Here is an 18,895-nt window from a genome sequence, read left to right on the forward strand (position 1 = left end):
CCTTTCCCATCATCCTCTTTCCAACGCCTGCATGCACTCTTCCCTGAACCTGAATCCCCATCCTGCTCCCTCTCTCGGATAGGCAAACCCATTTTCAATCCTCATGGTGTTGTCAATGATCCCATCGATCCAGTCAAAGGATTCCGCACCGTATGGGTTCCTGACCGTACACAGAAGAGGTACATCATAATCCTTATAATAGTGGGGTAATGTAGGTATATGGTAGGCATCCGCAAGGGCCGCTGAATCCCGCCACGCCTCCACGCCTCCCAGGCGTATGATATCCGGCTGCCACAGATCCAGTGCATTACGCGCAATCAGGTTCTTAAGGGCTTCACAGTCGTACTCCCTCTCTCCCATGGCAAGGGCTATGCCGCATTTGCTGCGCAGCAGCTCATAACCCGCAAAATCCGTGTGTACCACCGGTTCCTCAAACCACTGGATTCCTATTGCCCTGGCCCGTTCTGACAATTCCAAAGCAGTGGGCACATCCATTCCCTGGTTTGCATCCATCATGATCTTAACTCCGCTTCCCAGCGCTTCCCTGCATTTTGTAAGCCTCTCCATGTCCCTGTCAACAGATCCGGATCCCACCTTGATCTTGACTGCAGTGAATCCCCTGCTCTTATAATCCGTCACTTCCTCCAGCAGTTCCTCAATACTGTAGGAGATCCATCCTCCGCTTCCGTATACAGGTATCCTCTTCTGGTTTGCCCCCAGCATCTTCCATACCGGCAGTCCGCAGCAATGCCCCCATGCATCCCACATGGCTATATTCACTGCTGCTATGGCACAGGTGTTAATGCCTGTGTTTCCAAAATATTCCGCTTCCATGTCCCAGTCCTTTTTCATCTTCACCGTATCATAGACAGCATACTGCCGGGATTTTATAAAATTACACACATCCTTTAAGGCCCCCTCAACCGCACCTGGAGAATAGTGGAAGGACAACAGATATCCTTGTCCCCTGATTCCCTCCCTTGTGGTCAGCTCCACAATGTAAAATGCAATCTTGCTGATCGTGTGGGTGGAATCCGCTATAGGCTTACTGATGCTTGAAACCGCTCTGTAATATGTAATATCCGAAATCATATGATCCATTTTGTATCTCTTCCTTTCATCTATTTAAAGTTTTCTGATTCTATTTCCTGGAGTTTTCCAAAACCTCTCTCGTTATTCCGCCTTCTCTGTTCCTCAAATCCCTGGCACCATCTGCCCTCCAGCCAACGCTCAGCCATCTCGGCTCCCATACTGAAGCTAACCACCTTTTCACCCATGGCCAGTACATTGGCATTGTTGATCAGGGATGTCTTTTCAGCAGTGTATACGCTCTCACATGCAACCGCATACACGCCTCTGAACTTATTGGCGATCATACTTACACCTGCTCCTGTTCCGCAGATCACAATACCACGTTCCACCCTTCCCTCCCGGATTACTCGGGCCAGGTTTTCCGATGCTTCAAAATATAGGGTAGCATCCTCCTCCTTCTGTGCTCCCACATCCTCCACCTCATATCCCAGGGCAATGATGTGCGCTTTTACCGCTTCTTTTAAGCGAAATCCTGAAAAATCTGATGCAATCACTACGTTCATTTCTGTCTTCCTTTCTTATCTCTTTCGGATTAGGACTCCCACTTATGGTTGATGGTGAATCCATGTAATCAGCATTGATCCCCCCTGCCCTATCTACTCCAACGCGGAACTAAAACGTTTTATGTTTATGGCTTGATATTAGCAGATTATTCATGTTCTAGTCAATAATTATTTGGATTTTTTACTATTTTCGTGCACGTTAAACATATTTTTAGTAGTTTTACTAGTGTATTTTTCACTGGACAATTTTTATAAAACGTTTTATTATAAATTTTGTAATCAGCATGAACCCTAAACCCTTGGACGCTCCGTAACGGAACAAACCAACAGATTACATATGGAGGTATCTATAAGATGAAAGATCCAAATTGTGCCTATTGCATGCAGGGTGATATGGCAGCAGCATTCGCCTATCCTGTCTGCGAAATGAATACCAGTTTTCTATACATATTTAAGGAGCAGAGCAAACGCGGCCGTTGCGTTATTGCCCACAAAAAACATGTCAGTGAGCTGATCGACCTGACCGCTGAGGAACGGACCGCCTTTTTCTCCGATGTGGCGGCGGCAGCCAATGCCATTCATAAGGCATTCAAACCTGATAAGCTGAATTACGGCGCTTATGGTGATACCGGCTCCCATCTCCATTTTCATCTGGTCCCCAAGTACAGGGATGGAGAAGAATGGGGCGGAACTTTTGAGATGAACAGTAAGAAGACGTTTCTCTCTGACAGTGAATATGAAAACCTGGCACGTACTCTTAGGGCGTATCTGCCGGCTGAATAAGCCATACACCCCATACTGCAGAAACGCCTGGTTTCCTTCATAAATCCTAAGGGAAATCCAGGCGTCTTTTATTTCTATAAATATTCAAAAAAATGCTTGACTTTTTCCCGGATCTGTATTATATTGATATCAGTAACAATTACTATTATCAATTACGAACTATAAATATATGGGAAAAAGGAGAATATTGATTATGAAAAAATGGGTATGTACAGTATGCGGTTATGTTTATGAGGGAGAGAATCCACCTGAGAAGTGTCCACAGTGCGGTGTTCCTGCATCCAAGTTCAAAGAGCAGGAAGCTGACAAGATGGCATGGGCATGCGAGCACGAGGTTGGTGTTGCACAGGGTTCCCCTGAAGATATCATGATGGATTTAAGAGCTAATTTCGAGGGCGAGTGCTCCGAGGTTGGCATGTACCTGGCCATGTCCAGAGTGGCCCACAGGGAAGGATATCCTGAGATTGGTATGTACTGGGCTCAGGCAGCTTTTGAGGAAGCAGAGCACGCCGCCAAGTTCGCGGAGCTGTTAGGCGAGGTTGTTACCTCCTCCACCAAGAAGAACCTGGAGATGAGAGTGGCTGCTGAGAACGGCGCTACTGCCGGCAAGTTCGACCTGGCCAAGAGAGCAAAGGCCCTGAACCTGGATGCGATCCATGACACGGTTCATGAGATGGCTAAGGATGAGGCACGCCACGGCAAGGCGTTTGAAGGTCTGCTACAGAGGTACTTTGGCTAATATATAAAAATTTCATCAGAATAAACATCCCAGCCCGTACCAGGATAGCGGAATACGGACTGCGGCGCACCGCAAGGCGGGCAGGCCCCCATACTCGGGGATCCTGCCCACTTTTTTTGGAAATGCCGGGGAACCCTATCCCATCTCCATTCCTATTTTCTTAAAACCTGCAATCGCTGCCCCCACAATACCGTTGGCCGGCGATGGTTGGGAGAAATAGATCTGAAGGTTCTCAGCCGGATACGGCTTTCTCGTATGCTCCAGTATACAGCGTACCAGCTTTTCCCTTGGAAATGACTTCATCTGTACAATCCCGCCTCCGATCACCACTGCCTCGGGGTCAAGTATATTGATCTCCGCCACCACCGGAATGGACATGGCTTGTACAAATTCGTCCAGCACCTGCGTGTGCCCCCATTGGGTGAACAGATCCCCGATCCCGGTATGGGGAAAATGGGCTTTCTGCAATTGCTCCAGGGCTTTTCCGCAGCAGTACATCTCCACACATCCCTTATTGCCGCAGCTGCACGGGCGTTGCTCAAGTCCCATCTGTATATGGCCCACCTCGGCAGCCGTGCCGTTCTTGCCAATAAAAGGACGTCCGTTTATGTAGATCGCATTTCCCATTCCCGTGCCAAAATAAAAGCCTGCCACTGCTCCCTCTGAAGGCAGCTTAAGCTGCCATATGTCATTGGCCAGCAGATAATATGCATCATGGTCTATGATGACCGGTATGCCCAGCCTATCTTCCAGCGCCTCCACAATATCCACACCATCCAGTCCCGGAAAATTGGTGGATGAATACAGTCTGCGTCTGTGCCTGTCCACAACAGAGGGAAATCCTGCCGCCACCATCACAGGGACACGGCCATTTGAATTTCTCCTGATATAATCCAGGATCACAGCGCCAAGGGCCTGGGGCGTGTCATCCGCCTCATATACCTGTCTGGCCGGAATCACTTCAAGGGCTGACACAATGAGCGTTTCATCCACCAGCCCCATGCGCAGGTTGGTGCCGCCGATGTCCATGCCAAGTATCCTCCTGGCGCCCGCCCCAAGATCCAATCCCGATACGGCCTCGTCTTTTATCCTGTCTCTTATCCCGTCTTCCATTCCGTCTCCTAATCCCTGGCGAGAATGTAGTTGGCATATTCCTTTAAAAGCGGCGTCTCCTTTTCAGTTATGATCGTGCACTCCGACAGCTCCATGGCTTTGCACATGGTGCGTTTTCCCGACTTTGAACTGTCTGCCAGCACGTAGATCTGCGCTGAATTTTCTTTTACGATCCGCTTTTTATTGGCCTCCCTGCTGTCAGGGGTATTGACACCGGACTGAAGGTCATACCCGGTAGCGCCAATAAAGGCTTTGTCAAAAAACATGTTCTTTAAACTGTTATCCGCCATGCTGCCCACAATAGACGCCGTGGACTTCAGTACATCCCCGCCAATCATTATTACATTGATCTCAGTTTCCAAAATGCTGGGAACCACCATTGCATTGGTTGTCACCACTGTTATCTTCTTATTCTTGAGATAAGGGATCATCTTTAAGCAGGTGGTTCCCGCATCGATATAAATGACCTCTCCATCGCCTACCAGCTGTGCCGCCGTCTTTGCAATGGCCTCTTTCTCCTTGATCTTATATAAGCCCCTGGAATTGATGGGAGTATCATAGGAGCCTGTTTTGATCTTGGCAGCTCCTCCCCGCAAAAGGACGATCTGCCCTTCCCCCTCCAATATCTTCAAATCCCTTCTGATCGTGGATTCCGAAACCCCGTTTAATGCTTTGGCAAAATCCCCAAGGGTTACCATATCCTGCTTTTCCAGTTCTGTAAGCAATATCTGCCGTCTTTCGTATGGAATCATCAGACCCCTCCCTGTATCTTTCACATCACTATTTACCTTAAAGTATACATGAAATGCAAAGATTGTCAATTTTACAGTGGTCTCATTTCAACCATTTATTACGGAAATCCAACACCTGTCCAATATCCGGCATGGAGTCCTGTGCGCCCGTATCCTGTACGGTCAGGGCGCTGCAGCAGGTGGCAAGATCCAGCATATCCTCCAGCTCCATATGGTTTAGGATGCCGTATGCCAGGCCGCCCACAAAGGAGTCCCCGGCCCCGGTGGTCTCAACTGCCGCGACCGGATAGGATCCCTTGTAACAGAGCCGTTCTCCTTTACAGGCCACCGCCCCCAGACTTCCCAAGGTAAAGATACAGACATTCCCCATCTCCCCTGCAAAACGCTTTAATGCCTCCTCTGCCTTTTTCACAGAGTCAATTGCTTCACCTGTATAAAATTCAGCTTCCACCTCATTCATGATCAGGTAACCGCAAAGCTTCATATATTTTTTATGGATCTTTGCAGCCGGTGCCATATTAAACAGGATGGTACATCCGGCCTTTGCAGCCGTCTCAATGGCGTACCGGATCACTTCCTCCGGGATCTCCATTTGCAGAATGACAACCGTATGCTCATCCAGCAGGCAGCGTATCCCATCAATGTCCTCCGTACCCATGGAATAATTGGCGCCCCTGGTAATGGAGGCATACACGCTCCCATCCGGCAGTGTGTGTACGACTCCCATGCCGCTGCTGCCGTTTCTGCGTTTCACAAATTCCGTGTCCACCCCGTATTTCTGCAGACCCTCCAGAAGCTTTAGACCATTTACATCCATGCCCACATTGCCGGCCATATAGGTCTTGATCCCCAGCCTGGCGCACTGCACCGCCTGGTTGCCGCCCTTGCCCCCGCAGCAGAACTCCGCGCTTTTTGCCTGGTGCGTCTCACCTTTGTACGGCATCCTGTCTGTCTTTAGAATAATGTCATAATTCAGGCTTCCTATTACAACTGCCTTTCCCTCCATTTTCACCATCCGTCCTTATGCCTGTGACTTTGAAAATTTTGAGGACAACTTGCTCTGTATCACCTCAAAATAGGCTGCTATGACAATGATGATACCTGTCACAATATACTGCCAGAAGGTGCTGACCCCGGTGATGATCAGACCGATCTTCAGGGCTGCCAACAGCAATGCGCCTAAAAAGGTGCCCAAAATACTGCCCTTTCCTCCCGCCATACGGGTTCCGCCAATAGCCGAGGCAGCGATGGCATCCAGTTCATATCCCTGTCCGGTGGCCGGTTCGCCGGTGCCCAGGTTGGCCAGCATGACCATGCCGGCAAATGCTACGCAGAACCCGCACATGGAATATGCAAGGATCTTTGTCCTGTCCACATTCACGCCCGACAGTTTTGCCGCCTCCTCGTTGCCTCCCACGGCAAAGAGATAATTTCCAAACCTGGTCTTCTTAAGCAGGATATGGGCGATTACCGCGATGGCAAACAGCACAAAGATAGATATGGGCACATCCCCGATCACCTTTGCCCCCAGGGATTTTCTGTACGCATCCGGTATGTTGAGGACCGGCCATCCGCCTGTGACCACATAGGCGATACCCCGGAATACGCTCATGGTGCCCAGGGTGGCGATAAATGGCTGCAGCCTCATCTTGGTGACCAGCAGTCCATTGATGGATCCCATAAAGGTTCCCAGCACCGCGCCTGCGCATATGGCGGCTACAGGCGGCACACCCAGTACCGTAAGCTGTCCGACCGCCACAATGACAATGGCGAACGTACTTCCCAGGGACAGGTCGATTCCCCCTGAAATGATCGCAAAGGTGATGCCGATGGCCAGGATCCCGTTAATGGTGGCCTGCTTTACAATATCCACAAAATTTCCCACGGTCACATAAGAGGAGTCAATCAGCGCAAATATGATGACCATGATGATCAAAGCAACAAAAACCCCTATTTCACGGACAGATCCGCTGAACATCATCCGCGATACGGCCTTTTGCCGGCTGTTATTCTCTTTCCCCATTGTCTTTTCCTCCCATTGCGTAATTTAGGATCACCTGCTCTGCAAACTCTTCCTTTTGCAGCTCCCCTGTCTTTTTTCCTTCACACATAATAATAATGCGGTCGCTGATACCCATGACCTCCGGAAGTTCTGAGGACACCACGATCACGGATTTTCCATTGTGGACAATGTCCTCCATCAGCCTGTATATCTCCGCCTTGGCCGCCACGTCCACGCCTTTGGTGGGCTCATCGAAAATGAGTATATCCACATCCGTGGACATCCACCTGGCCAATATAATCTTCTGCTGGTTTCCCCCGGACATGTTCTGGGTCATATAATCCGGCTTCTTGGGATTGACGTTCAGTTCACTCTCATACTTCAGATAGTTCTTTCGTTTTTTCCTCTCATCCACAAAGTGGTTGGTCAAATATTTTTCCAGGGAGGACAGGGCTGCGTTATCTATGTTGCTCATCATATTGATAAAGCCCTGGGTTTTGCGCTCCTCGGGAAGAAGGCCGATTCCCAGGCGCAGGGCGTCCTGGGTATTATGTATGGCCGCCTCCCTGCCCTTTAGGAAAATGTGTCCGGCCGTCTTGGCATCCGCTCCAAAGATCGCCCTCATCACCTCGGTCCTTCCCGCTCCCACCAGACCGGCAAATCCCAATATCTCACCCTTTCTCAGTTCAAAGCTGACGTCCTCAAATACCCCTTTACGGCTCAGACCCTGAACCTTAAGGACCACCTCATCCCGGACACAGCTCTCTCTCATTCTGGATGCCACCGCATTCACATCCCTGCCCACCATGTGCCTGATCAGGGTCTCCCTGCTGATATCCCCCACATTCAGGGTGGTAATATAAGCCCCGTCCCTCAGGATCGTAGCCCTGTCGCAGATCTGGAAAATCTCCTCCAGCCTGTGGCTTACATAGATGATGGTAATGCCTGACTCCTTTAGCTCCCGGATAATCTTAAACAATTCAGCCGTTTCCCCGGTTGTCAGCGAGGCGGTGGGCTCATCCAGGGAGATCACCTCCGCCTTATGAAAAAGGGCTTTGGCAATGGCCAGCATCTGCATCCCGCCTGCCGTCAGGCGGCTGGCCATGTCCTCAGCCCTGAAATCGCATTTTAACCTGTCCAATATCTCATTCACAGTCCTGTTCAGCGTGCGGTAATCCACTATCATGCCATGATGGGGCTCATATCCCAGGGTAACGTTCTGGCCAACGGTCAGATCCCTCACCACATTGATCTCCTGGTGTACCTTAACAATGCGGCCTTTCCTAATGGCCTCATTGGGATTCTTAAAAGATACCTGACTGCCGTTAAGCCAAATACTGCCCTCATATTCCTGGTAAACCCCATGAAGGATATTCAGCAGCGTGGATTTGCCGGCCCCGTTTTCCCCTAACAGCGCATGGACTTCCCCCTTACACACGGAAAAACTGATGTCCTTTAGTACCCTGACGCCGGAAAACTGTTTGCCTATCTGCCTAAACTCGATTGATTTTTCCATTTGCAAGCCCCTTTCAGCTATGGGGCCTGTGCAAAGCCCTACCGAGCATTCTGCATTGGCCCCATGTATTGATCCTGTATATTACTAGCTGTATTCTGCTGAGCTGTATATTACTGGGCTTTATATTCTGTGGGAGCCCAATTAATGATCTCTTTTGCGTCAGTATCCACGTTGGTGGAATCGATCAGGGCCTGCGGCGTCCAGATAACTCTTGGAAGCTTCTGTCCGGCCAGTTCACGCAGGGCACATTCAAGGGCGATCTGCGCCTTGTAGAATGGGAAGGAATCAATGGTTGCGCTTAATTCACCCTTTCTGATGGAATCATAGGCCTCGCCGATTCCGTCAACACCTACAATCAGGATATCTTTTCCGGATTCCTTGACCGCTTCCACAACACCAAGGGCCATCCCGTCATTGTTACAGAAGATCGCTTTCAGGTCGGGATAGTTCTTGATCCATGTTTCAGCCAGTTCCTTGGCCTTGTTTCTGTCCCAGTCGGCATTCTGCTTTGCAACAATCTCAATGTCCGGTGAATTTGCCGTCATCCAGTTTTCAAAGCCTTCGGTCCTCTGCCTTGCGGCAAATGCCTTGGGCATACCGATCACAATGGCAACCTGACCCTTGCCGTCCAGCTGTTTGGAGATCCACTCCGCTGCCAGTTCACCGTTTTGGTCTGCCTTTGGCCCTACAAAGTTAGGTGCATTTGCAATCAGGCCATCGTTTACATTGATCACAGGTATGTTTTTCTCAACCGCGCTCTCAACACCCGGCACCAGGTTTCCGTCTGAAATGGGAGACAGCAGCAGCACAGAGTATTTTTTATTGATCATATTATTAAGGATGGCAAGCTGTCCCTGCTCATCGTTCTCATCCAGGGCGGCCTGGACATCGATGGTAACCTTTACCCCTGCCTCGGATGCCAGTCCGGCTCCTTCCTCATATCCCTCTTTCAGGGTGCGCCAGTATTCATTCTGGAACTGCTTGGCAACTGCCCCGACTACGATATCCTGGCTTCCGTAAGGGACCTCTGCTCCAAATTCCTCACGTACATCCTCAATGCTGACGCCCGCCTCCTTATCAGGATTAAAACCTTCGCTGACCACGGCCTCAGTCTCCTCTTTTGCAGCTTCCGCGCCCTTATCCTCCCCTTTTGTCTCCTGGGACTGGGCCTCGCTCTGCGCAGGGGCTGTTGTCTGGACCGCTGCGGTACTGCCGCCGCCTGAACTACATCCCATTAACATGGCCCCTACAATTGCTGATGTAACCAAAATTCCCAATACCTTTTTTCTCATCGCTTGCTCCTCCTTTTGTTGGATTCCTTTTTATTATTTTGAGAACATGTCCAGTACCAGCTTTTGAGCCTTGATACCATCCTGTTCTTTTATAACCTCCTCGATCCGGTCCATACCATAGCTGTCAATGGCGTTTGACAGTGCCTTAAACGCCTTGATATTGGCGCTGACCTCCTGCTGCGCCTCCTCCCTGATGGGGAAGGAATCAAAAAATACCACTTCGTCATAATTGTATTTCTTAAGGTAATACACAAACTCCAGCGCCTGGGGCATGCTCACAGAGGCAAAGATCAAACCGTTATCCAGTTCCCCGTATCCGTCATTCATATGCAGCCCGTACAGCTTATTCTTCCTGGCAGCCAAAGCCAGGGAATAAGCCGGGTTCTCACGCTTCATCAGCATATGGCAGAAATCCAGGGTAACTCCGATATTAGGCCGGTCCACCTCATCGATCATCTGCAGGGTCAGCCCTATGCCATCGATCATGGAAAATGCCCTGGGCTCACATGGTTTATACTCAATGCTCACCTTAAGCCCCTTGCCTCCTGCGTAATCCGCCACTTCCCTGAACGCCCTGACGATCTTGTCCCAGTTTTTCTCATAGTCAACCTGGAAGGGATAATCAAACCCGTCAAACCCAAGCCATATTGTTATAACACTTCCCCCCAGCGCCTCACAGGCATCCGCAGCATCCTTGCAAAGCTGAACAGAACGTCTGCTCACATCCTCACGGGTGCCTGTAAATTCTCCTTCAGCAAACTCATTGCCCCGAAATCTTAAGGCAACCCCGTTCACCCCCAGGCCGCCCATATGCTCCCTGATTTCATCCAGATCATAACCGTCCACATGCTCCGGGTAATTAAACTCCAGGTGGGTGATCCCCTCCAGGTTTCGGTATGCATCTATGGTTTGGAACAGATCATAATTTCCTTTAAACATAAAAGAGTTCATTCTTCCAGAAAATTTCATATTTTGTCACCTTCTTTCATATTGTTAGTAATAATATATAATTATTTTTATTTTTTGTCAACTATTTTTACTTTTTTTCTTATTTTTTCATTTTTCTTCATTTTCCCCCTGGCGTTCTTCCCTGGCCCCTTAATACTTTTCATTTCTTTTCAGCAGTATTTCCAACCCGGGATTTGCACAAATATATTTTAAATATTTTTAAAAATCTATTGACTTATGGGGTTGTTTGTATTATATTAATATCAGTAACAATTACTATTATTGATAGAAACAAAACATTTAATCATAAATCAAAAAGGAGAATATAAGTTATGAAGAAATGGGTATGTACAGTATGCGGTTATGTTTATGAAGGCGAGAATGCACCTGAGAAATGTCCACAGTGCGGCGTTCCTGCATCCAAGTTCAAGGAGCAGGAAGCTGACAAGATGGCATGGGCATGCGAGCATGAGGTAGGGGTTGCCCAGGGCGCTCCTGAAGATATCATGATGGATTTAAGGGCTAATTTTGAGGGTGAGTGCTCTGAGGTTGGCATGTACCTGGCCATGTCCAGAGTCGCCCACAGGGAAGGATATCCCGAGATCGGCATGTACTGGGCAAAGGCTGCTTTTGAGGAAGCGGAGCACGCTGCCAAGTTTGCGGAGCTGTTAGGCGAGGTTGTCACCTCATCCACCAAGAAGAACCTGGAGATGAGAGTGGCTGCTGAGAACGGCGCTACTGCCGGCAAGTTCGACCTGGCTAAAAGAGCCAAAGCCCTGAACCTGGATGCGATTCATGACACGGTTCATGAGATGGCCAAGGATGAGGCACGCCACGGCAAGGCATTTGAAGGCCTGTTAAATAGATACTTCGGCTAATCTGTTAGCATAATCAATAGAACCCTCCTTTTAAACGGTCAGGCGGTCTCCCCAAGGCTGCCTGCACTGCCCCTAACACCGGCTGTCAGTTACAAAGGAGGAATTAGCAAAATATGGATTGAAATATTTGAAATTTAAGGATACAATAGGAATTAGCAGTAAACGGCAGCAATATATAATATTCAAAAGAGAAAGGTGAGGTAAAACTATGGCATCAAAATACGCAGGAACTAAAACAGAACAGAACTTAAAGGACGCATTCTCCGGAGAGTCCCAGGCACGCAATAAGTATACATACTATGCATCCGCAGCTAAGAAGGCTGGCTATGAGCAGATGTCCGCATTATATCTGGAGACCGCCGATCAGGAGAAGGAGCATGCTAAGATGTGGTTCAAGGAGCTTCACGGGATCGGAACTCCTGAGGAGAACCTGGTTGACGCTGCTGCAGGCGAGAACTACGAGTGGACCGACATGTACGCACGTATGGCGCGTGAGGCGCGTGAGGAAGGCTTTGAGGAACTGGCTGTTAAGTTTGAACTGGTTGCCAAGGTTGAGGCAGCTCATGAGAGAAGATACAACACCCTGTTAAACAGCTTAAAGAACGACAAGACCTTTAAGGGCGATGCTCCTCTGGGCTGGAAGTGCAGAAACTGCGGATACATCCATGAGGGCGAGGAAGCTCCTGAAGTATGTCCATGCTGTGCACATCCAAGAGCTTACTTTGAGAGAAAAGTTGAGAATTATTAATTCATACCCTATCATAAAAGCAGGGCCGGGAAACTTCATATCCCGGCCCTGCTTTTATGATCCTACTGATTCTCGATCTCCATGATCATATTCACCCTGCGCTCATGTCTTCCGCCCTCAAACTTGGCATCCAGCCACGCCTCAGTGATCATCTTGGCAAGTTCACTTCCCACCACCCTGGCGCCAAAAGCCAGGACATTGGAGTTGTTGTGCATTCTGGAAAGTTTGGCCGTGTAAGGCTCACTGCATACGCATGCGCGGATACCCTTTACCTTGTTGGCAGCCAGGGAGATCCCAACGCCCGTGCCGCAGATTGCAATCCCCAGGTCAGCCTCTCCTGAAGCCACTGCCTTTCCCACCTTTTCCCCATATACAGGGTAATCACAGCTTTCCGTTGAATTGGTTCCCAGGTCAATAACCTCATATCCCTTGCTTTCCACAAACTCTTTGATGATCTCCTTCAGCTCGATGGCTGTATGGTCATTACCGATTGCGATTTTCATAATCTTTCTCCTATCTCCTGATGCGTCAGTTTTCTTTATCCCTTAAATGCACAATTCTATCCGCGTCCAAAAAAGCCCTGGATCCGGTCCAGCCTGGATGTCATGGACACCAGCAGCAGGTCGGCCGCTGTCAGCGCAGCCATGGCCTCCACCACCACCACGGCCCTTGGCACAATGATGGGATCGTGACGTCCCCTGATCTCAATATCCAGTTCCTGTCCGGTCCTGGTGACCGTGTGCTGGCTTCTGGCAATGGATGGGGTTGGCTTAAATGCTGCCCGGATCACGATATCGCTGCCGTCACTGATACCTCCCAGGGTGCCCCCGGAGTGGTTGCTGCTCTTGACCACCTTATACTCCTGTCCGGCCCTTTTTCCGTTCCCTCCGCCGTCCTCTTTTTTGTCTTCTTTGCCGTCTTCTTTGCCGTCTTCTTTGCCGTCTTCTTTGCCTTCCCGGCTTATGATAAACCCGTCATTGTTAGATGACCCAAGAGCCCTGGCGGCCTCAAAACCGTCCCCGATCTCAAATCCCTTCACTGCCCCAATGGACAGAATGGCCTTTGCCAGGTTGGCGTCCAGCTTTTCAAATACCGGTTCACCCACCCCCACAGGCATTCCCTGGATCACGCACTCCACCACGCCTCCGCAGGAATCCCTCCTGGCCATCATCTCCTCCAGATAGGCCTGGGCCTTCTGCGCCGCACCGGCATCCGGCATATACAGGCGGTTGTTCCACATCTCATCCAACTGAAACGCCTGGTCATTGATCTCTATCTCACCCACGGACCGGGTATAAGCCCTCACAGTGATTCCAAGGCTTTTAAGCAGCTTACAGGCAATAGCCCCTGCAGCCACCCGGCCGGTAGTCTCACGGCCTGAGGAACGCCCGCCGCCGCGGTAATCCCTAAACCCATATTTACAGTCAAAGGTATAATCCGCATGTCCGGGACGATATACATCCATGATGTTGCCGTAGTCGTGGGAGCGCTGATCCGTGTTGCGCACTTCCAGGGCAATGGGCGTTCCCGTGGTCCTGCCCTCAAATACCCCTGAAAGAATTTCCACCACGTCCCCTTCCTGGCGGGCCGTGGTGAATTTACTCTGTCCTGGTTTTCTTCTGTCCAAATACACCTGGATGTCCGCCTCAGTCAGGGGAAGGCCGGCCGGGCACCCGTCCACGACCACGCCGATCCCCTTTCCATGGGATTCACCCCAGGTAGTAACTTTTAAAATTGTTCCATATGTTGAACCTGCCATGTATCCTTATCCTGCCTCCATATCATGCCCGTATTTGTTCTGCCCACAGTATCCTATGTTCTGGTAGTATACCCTGATCGTGCGCCTGATAATACACCCTCATCACATCCCCTGCTATGACCTGCCGATCCTGGCAATGGCACAGCAGTTGGGCTGGTTCACGCTGATGCTGCGTCCGCGCATGACCAAAAGCCCTTTTTCATAATTCACCTCAAAGAAACTGATGGAGCCGCTGTCATGGTTGATGGACGCAATGTGCTTTTGATCCGGGAAAATAGCCACATCCTTGGGATATTCGCCGCTGACAGGCAGGCAGCTGATCATGGTCAGCAGTCCTGATTCCTCATCCCTTCTGTAGATCGTCACCGTGTTCTCACCTGCATTGGTGCAGTAAATATACTTTTCGTCCGGAGACAGCCTCATGGCGCAGGCAGCCGTCAGATTGCCCGGATTCTTGGTGGCCGTGGTGGAAATGGTCTGGATCTTCTCGATCACCGGCGCCCTGTCCCCGGTCTCATAGGAATACACGCTGATCACATTCTGGAGTTCATGCATCAGATAAAGGAATCTTCCGTCCGAACTGTAGCGGAAATGTCTGGGTGCCGACTCCAGGTCACAGTGGATGGCATCCACCTGGACCAGTTTTTTATCCTTATCATTAAACCGGTAAACTTTTACCTGGTCCGTGCCGTTGTCCACGGACAGGACATACCTGCCGTCAGGCATCCTTCTGGTACATGTTACATGGGAGCGGAAATTTCGCTCCGCCACACTGCCGTAACCTTTATTATAAACCTCATCCACGATCTCACCCACGGAACCGTCCTTATTCAGGCTCAGCACAGTGGTCTTGCCGTCATGGTAGCCGGACACAAACACATACTCGTCCTTCACATCCGTGCACAAATGGCAGCCCCTCATACCGCGTATGGGAGAACTGTTCAGCCTGGCCAGGCTTCCGTTCTGAAGGATACGGAAGGATACCACACCTTCATCTGCTATGGAGTACAAGGTCTTTCCATCGCTGGAAGCAATGACATAGGAGGAGTTGTCCACTTCCACCTCACACCGCTCCTTAAACACACCCTTTTCCACATCCACATCATACACTGTGATTCCCTTGGCCTTGCCGGTGTAAGAATAGGATCCTACATATGCCATATATTTTCCATTCATACCTGTTCTACCTCCCTGATTCACGTCCGTCTTAATGCCGGCCCAATCCCTGATTTTTCATTGGACGCTGCGCTAAAAACATCATATCATAATTTTGTGAATTTGTTAACCGGATATTTATGAAATTGTTGCCCGGAACTTTACAAAAAAGTATTGACATACTATCAATTTAATGTATAATGAAATTCGCGCTTGTTTATTATTACTAAACTTTTTGCTTAATTTTACAGTCAGTTAGTATTTGTAAACTTTTTGTTCAGATTAGAGTGTGTCCGCAGACACACCCGGGATACAGGGAGGGTTTCCATGGAGATCGGAAGTAAATTAAAAGAACTGAGGGTGCTGAAGGGTCTGACCCAGGAGGAACTTGCGGACCGGGCCGAGCTTTCCAAAGGCTTTATATCCCAGCTTGAGCGGGACCTGACTTCCCCATCCATCGCAACCCTGATGGATATACTGCAGTGCCTGGGCACCACCATCGGGGATTTCTTCACCGAAACACCGGACGAACAGATTGTATTCGGTAAACAGGATTATTTTGAAAAAATTGACACAGACTTGAATAATGAGATCAAATGGATCATCCCCAATGCACAGAAGAATGTGATGGAGCCCATTCTCCTGACCTTAAAGGCGGGAGGATCCACTTATCCGGATAATCCCCATGAAGGAGAAGAGTTCGGGTACGTGCTTCAGGGGGCTGTCTCCATTCATCTGGGGACCAAGACATACAAGGCCAAAAAGGGGGAATCCTTTTATTTCACCCCGGACAAGAAACATTACCTGACCAGCAAGAACGGGGCACTCCTGCTGTGGGTAAGCTCACCGCCCAGCTTTTAGAAGCTTCACATTACGATAAAAGGAGAACGTATTTATCATGAGCCAGCCATTCATTGATTTACAGCACATTTCAAAAAGTTTTGACGGTGAGATGGTTTTGGACGACCTGAACCTCTCCATTAAGGAGAACAGTTTCGTCACCCTGCTTGGCCCCAGCGGCTGCGGCAAGACCACCACCCTTCGTATCCTCGGCGGCTTTACCACACAGGACACAGGAAAGGTCATGTTTGAGGGGCAGGATATCACCAGGATCCCTCCCAACAAACGCCAGTTAAATACAGTATTCCAGAAGTACGCTCTGTTTCCCCATATGAATATTGCGGAAAACATTGCCTTTGGGCTTAAGATCAAGAACAAATCAAAAGCTTACATTGATGATAAGATAAAATACGCCTTAAAGCTGGTGAACCTGTCCGGCTATGAGAAGCGTACCGTGGATTCCCTGTCCGGCGGCCAGCAGCAGCGTATTGCCATTGCCAGGGCCATTGTGAACGAACCCCGGGTCCTCCTTCTGGATGAACCCCTGGGCGCACTGGACCTGAAGCTGCGCCAGGATATGCAGTACGAGCTGATCCGCCTTAAGAATGAACTGGGAATCACCTTTATCTATGTGACCCATGACCAGGAGGAAGCCCTCACCATGTCAGACACGATTGTGGTCATGAACCAGGGATATATCCAGCAGATGGGTTCCCCTGAACAGATTTATAATGAACCGGAAAATGCCTTTGTGGCTGACTTTATCGGAGAGAGCAACATTGTACCCGGCATTATGATCAAGGATGAACTGGTTGAAATTTTCGGCGCCAGGTTTGTATGTGTTGACAAGGGCTTTGGAAATAATAGGCCTGTGGACGTTGTGATCCGTCCTGAAGATATTGATCTTGTAAAACCCGAGGAGGGCAGTATACAGGGTGTTGTGACCCATCTGATCTTTAAGGGTGTGCACTATGAGATGGAGGTAACCACCCCGGATGGTTTTGAGTGGCTGGTACACTCCACCGACATGTTCCCGGTTGGCCGGCAGGTTGGCATCCATGTGGAGCCGTTTGATATCCAGATCATGAACAAACCTGCTTCTGAGGATGAGGAGGCGCTGGGAGTCAATGAATAGCGAGAAAAAAGGCGCTGCCATCGGCAAAGCGCTGTTATCCGGACCTTATCTGCTGTGGATGATCGGTTTTACCCTGATACCCCTGGCACTGATCATGTGGTATGGCCTTACCGACAAACACGGCGCCGTCACCCTGTCCAACATCATTGCCATCGCGTCAGCAGACCATGCAAAAGCCTTGTGGCTGTCCCTGGGACTTTCCCTGGTGAGCACTGTCCTGTGCCTGTTCCTGGCCTATCCCCTGGCTATGATCCTCCGGGGCCGCGGGGCTGCGGCTGGAGGATTTATTGTGTTCATATTCATCCTTCCCATGTGGATGAACTTTCTTCTGAGGACCCTGGCCTGGCAGACACTGCTGGAAAAGAACGGGGTGATCAACGGACTGCTCACATGGCTGCACCTGCCAACACAGTCCCTGATCAACACGCCCTCAGCCATTGTGCTGGGCATGGTATATAATTTCCTGCCCTTTATGGTACTGCCCATCTACAATGTGCTGTCCAAGATAGACGACAATATCATCAACGCTGCCAAAGACCTGGGGGCCAACGGTTTCCAGCGCTTTATCAGGATATGGTTCCCCTTAAGCATCCCGGGCATCATAAGCGGCATTACCATGGTGTTCGTACCTTCCCTGACCACCTTTGTGATCTCCGACCTGCTGGGCGGAAGCAAGATCCTTCTCATCGGCAATGTCATTGAGCAGGAGTTCACCAGGGGAAGCAACTGGCATCTGGGCAGCGGACTTTCACTGGTACTTATGGTCTTTATCCTGATCAGTATGGCCATGATCGCCAAATACGATAAAAATGGAGAGGGGACTGCATTCTGATGACAAAAGGTTCAAGAGCGCTGCGCAAAATTGTTTCTGATTTTTATATGGTGCTGATATTAATCTTTTTATATGCCCCTATCCTGACCATGATGGTATTATCCTTTAACCAGTCCAAGTCCAGGACACAGTGGGGCGGTTTTACCCTGCAGTGGTATGCCCAGATGTTTGACAGCCGCTCCATTATGAGCGCTTTGACCACCACACTGGTCATTGCCTTTGTGTCCGCCCTGGCAGCCACTGTCATCGGCACGGCCGCCGCCCTGTCCATAGGCTCCATGAGGGCGGTTCCAAAGACCATTGTGATGGGGATTACCAATATACCCATGCTGAACGCTGATATCGTAACAGGCATATCCCTGATGCTGGCGTTTATCGCCTTTGGCATTTCCCTGGGATTTAAGACCGTGCTCATATCACATATCACGTTCAACATACCTTATGTGATACTGAGCGTGATGCCAAAGCTGAAGCAGACCGACAAATATACCTATGAGGCGGCCCTGGATCTGGGCGCGTCCCCGTCCTACGCTTTTTTTAAGGTGGTGTTCCCGGACATCATGCCCGGCGTGCTCTCCGGCTTTTTGCTGGCATTTACCATGTCCCTGGATGACTTTATCATCACCCACTTTACCAAGGGAGCCGGCATCAACACCCTTTCCACCCTCATATACAGCGAGGTGAGGCGCGGCATCCGCCCGTCCATGTACGCACTGTCCACCATCATTTTCCTGACAGTGCTGATCCTTCTTATTATTGTTAATTTCCGGTCCATTAAAAAACCGGAACAAGCATAGAGTGATCCACT

Annotated in this window: 20 protein-coding genes; 8 read left to right on the forward strand and 12 right to left on the reverse strand. The window is 49.8% G+C overall.

Annotated features, from left to right (window positions below):
- Positions 1–9 precede the first annotated feature (9 nt).
- Together HMPREF9469_RS11475 and HMPREF9469_RS11480 are read right to left on the reverse strand one after the other, a co-directional pair.
- The gene (locus HMPREF9469_RS11475) at positions 10–1,101 is read right to left on the reverse strand and encodes a mandelate racemase/muconate lactonizing enzyme family protein (RefSeq protein ID WP_007862103.1); all 1,092 of its coding nucleotides are present in this window, start codon (positions 1,099–1,101) and stop codon (positions 10–12) included.
- A gap of 20 nt (positions 1,102–1,121) precedes the next feature.
- The gene (locus tag HMPREF9469_RS11480) at positions 1,122–1,595 is read right to left on the reverse strand and encodes an RpiB/LacA/LacB family sugar-phosphate isomerase (RefSeq protein WP_007862104.1); all 474 of its coding nucleotides are present in this window, start codon (positions 1,593–1,595) and stop codon (positions 1,122–1,124) included.
- 354 nt (positions 1,596–1,949) lie between these two features.
- Between HMPREF9469_RS11480 and HMPREF9469_RS11485 the strand changes: the two genes are divergently transcribed.
- Both HMPREF9469_RS11485 and HMPREF9469_RS11490 read left to right on the forward strand, forming a co-directional pair.
- Positions 1,950–2,378 (forward strand): HIT family protein, encoded by a 429-nt coding sequence (locus HMPREF9469_RS11485; protein ID WP_007862105.1) that lies wholly within the window; start codon positions 1,950–1,952, stop codon positions 2,376–2,378.
- 193 nt (positions 2,379–2,571) lie between these two features.
- Positions 2,572–3,117, forward strand: coding sequence for an NADH peroxidase (locus HMPREF9469_RS11490; RefSeq protein WP_007862106.1), 546 nt, complete (start codon positions 2,572–2,574; stop codon positions 3,115–3,117).
- Between the two features lie 135 nt (positions 3,118–3,252).
- Here the strand turns inward: HMPREF9469_RS11490 and alsK are convergent, their stop codons facing one another.
- From alsK to HMPREF9469_RS11525, 7 genes are all read right to left on the reverse strand, one after another.
- Positions 3,253–4,230, reverse strand: a complete 978-nt coding sequence (alsK, locus tag HMPREF9469_RS11495; protein WP_007862107.1) for an allose kinase — start codon at positions 4,228–4,230, stop codon at positions 3,253–3,255.
- A gap of 8 nt (positions 4,231–4,238) precedes the next feature.
- The gene (locus HMPREF9469_RS11500; RefSeq protein ID WP_007862109.1) at positions 4,239–4,982 is read right to left on the reverse strand and encodes a DeoR/GlpR family DNA-binding transcription regulator; all 744 of its coding nucleotides are present in this window, start codon (positions 4,980–4,982) and stop codon (positions 4,239–4,241) included.
- Positions 4,983–5,064: 82 nt separating this feature from the next.
- Positions 5,065–5,988, reverse strand: coding sequence for a ribokinase (locus HMPREF9469_RS11505; RefSeq protein ID WP_007862111.1), 924 nt, complete (start codon positions 5,986–5,988; stop codon positions 5,065–5,067).
- A 15-nt stretch (positions 5,989–6,003) separates the two neighbouring features.
- Complete coding sequence (locus HMPREF9469_RS11510) at positions 6,004–7,005, reverse strand: ABC transporter permease (RefSeq protein WP_007862113.1); 1,002 nt, start codon at positions 7,003–7,005, stop codon at positions 6,004–6,006.
- Complete coding sequence (locus HMPREF9469_RS11515) at positions 6,989–8,500, reverse strand: sugar ABC transporter ATP-binding protein (protein WP_007862114.1); 1,512 nt, start codon at positions 8,498–8,500, stop codon at positions 6,989–6,991. The genes HMPREF9469_RS11510 and HMPREF9469_RS11515 overlap by 17 nt, the downstream gene beginning before the upstream one ends.
- Before the next feature lie 110 nt (positions 8,501–8,610).
- Complete coding sequence (locus tag HMPREF9469_RS11520; protein ID WP_007862115.1) at positions 8,611–9,792, reverse strand: sugar ABC transporter substrate-binding protein; 1,182 nt, start codon at positions 9,790–9,792, stop codon at positions 8,611–8,613.
- Between the two features lie 33 nt (positions 9,793–9,825).
- A complete protein-coding gene (locus tag HMPREF9469_RS11525) occupies positions 9,826–10,731 on the reverse strand; it encodes a sugar phosphate isomerase/epimerase family protein (protein WP_227884217.1) in 906 nt (301 codons plus the stop codon).
- A 341-nt stretch (positions 10,732–11,072) separates the two neighbouring features.
- Here HMPREF9469_RS11525 and HMPREF9469_RS11530 point away from each other — a divergent pair, with 341 nt between their 5' ends.
- Positions 11,073–11,618, forward strand: a complete 546-nt coding sequence (locus HMPREF9469_RS11530) for an NADH peroxidase (protein WP_007862117.1) — start codon at positions 11,073–11,075, stop codon at positions 11,616–11,618.
- A gap of 208 nt (positions 11,619–11,826) precedes the next feature.
- The gene (rbr, locus tag HMPREF9469_RS11535; RefSeq protein ID WP_007862118.1) at positions 11,827–12,366 is read left to right on the forward strand and encodes a rubrerythrin; all 540 of its coding nucleotides are present in this window, start codon (positions 11,827–11,829) and stop codon (positions 12,364–12,366) included.
- A 62-nt stretch (positions 12,367–12,428) separates the two neighbouring features.
- On the opposite strand, the gene rpiB is transcribed toward rbr, so the two are convergent.
- The 3 genes from rpiB to HMPREF9469_RS11550 all read right to left on the reverse strand — a co-directional run bounded on the left by rpiB (position 12,429) and on the right by HMPREF9469_RS11550 (position 15,301).
- On the reverse strand, positions 12,429–12,869 hold the full coding sequence (gene rpiB, locus HMPREF9469_RS11540) for a ribose 5-phosphate isomerase B (RefSeq protein ID WP_007862120.1): 441 nt from the start codon (positions 12,867–12,869) through the stop codon (positions 12,429–12,431).
- Positions 12,870–12,925: 56 nt separating this feature from the next.
- Positions 12,926–14,125, reverse strand: coding sequence for a chorismate synthase (gene aroC, locus HMPREF9469_RS11545; RefSeq protein ID WP_007862122.1), 1,200 nt, complete (start codon positions 14,123–14,125; stop codon positions 12,926–12,928).
- 114 nt (positions 14,126–14,239) lie between these two features.
- Positions 14,240–15,301: a lactonase family protein gene (locus tag HMPREF9469_RS11550; RefSeq protein ID WP_007862123.1), complete on the reverse strand. Its 1,062-nt coding sequence runs from the start codon at positions 15,299–15,301 to the stop codon at positions 14,240–14,242.
- A gap of 306 nt (positions 15,302–15,607) precedes the next feature.
- Between HMPREF9469_RS11550 and HMPREF9469_RS11555 the strand changes: the two genes are divergently transcribed.
- The 4 genes from HMPREF9469_RS11555 to HMPREF9469_RS11570 are packed head-to-tail and all read left to right on the forward strand — an operon-like array spanning position 15,608 to position 18,884.
- Positions 15,608–16,141: a helix-turn-helix domain-containing protein gene (locus HMPREF9469_RS11555; protein ID WP_007862124.1), complete on the forward strand. Its 534-nt coding sequence runs from the start codon at positions 15,608–15,610 to the stop codon at positions 16,139–16,141.
- Positions 16,142–16,178: 37 nt separating this feature from the next.
- The gene (gene potA, locus HMPREF9469_RS11560; RefSeq protein ID WP_007862125.1) at positions 16,179–17,255 is read left to right on the forward strand and encodes a spermidine/putrescine ABC transporter ATP-binding protein; all 1,077 of its coding nucleotides are present in this window, start codon (positions 16,179–16,181) and stop codon (positions 17,253–17,255) included.
- Positions 17,248–18,087 (forward strand): ABC transporter permease, encoded by an 840-nt coding sequence (locus HMPREF9469_RS11565; protein WP_007862127.1) that lies wholly within the window; start codon positions 17,248–17,250, stop codon positions 18,085–18,087. The genes potA and HMPREF9469_RS11565 overlap by 8 nt, the downstream gene beginning before the upstream one ends.
- Complete coding sequence (locus tag HMPREF9469_RS11570) at positions 18,087–18,884, forward strand: ABC transporter permease (protein WP_007862129.1); 798 nt, start codon at positions 18,087–18,089, stop codon at positions 18,882–18,884. The genes HMPREF9469_RS11565 and HMPREF9469_RS11570 overlap by 1 nt, the downstream gene beginning before the upstream one ends.
- Positions 18,885–18,895 lie beyond the last annotated feature (11 nt).

Origin of the sequence: [Clostridium] citroniae WAL-17108, assembly GCF_000233455.1 — a bacterium.
Taxonomy (GTDB): Bacteria; Bacillota; Clostridia; order Lachnospirales; family Lachnospiraceae; genus Enterocloster; species Enterocloster citroniae.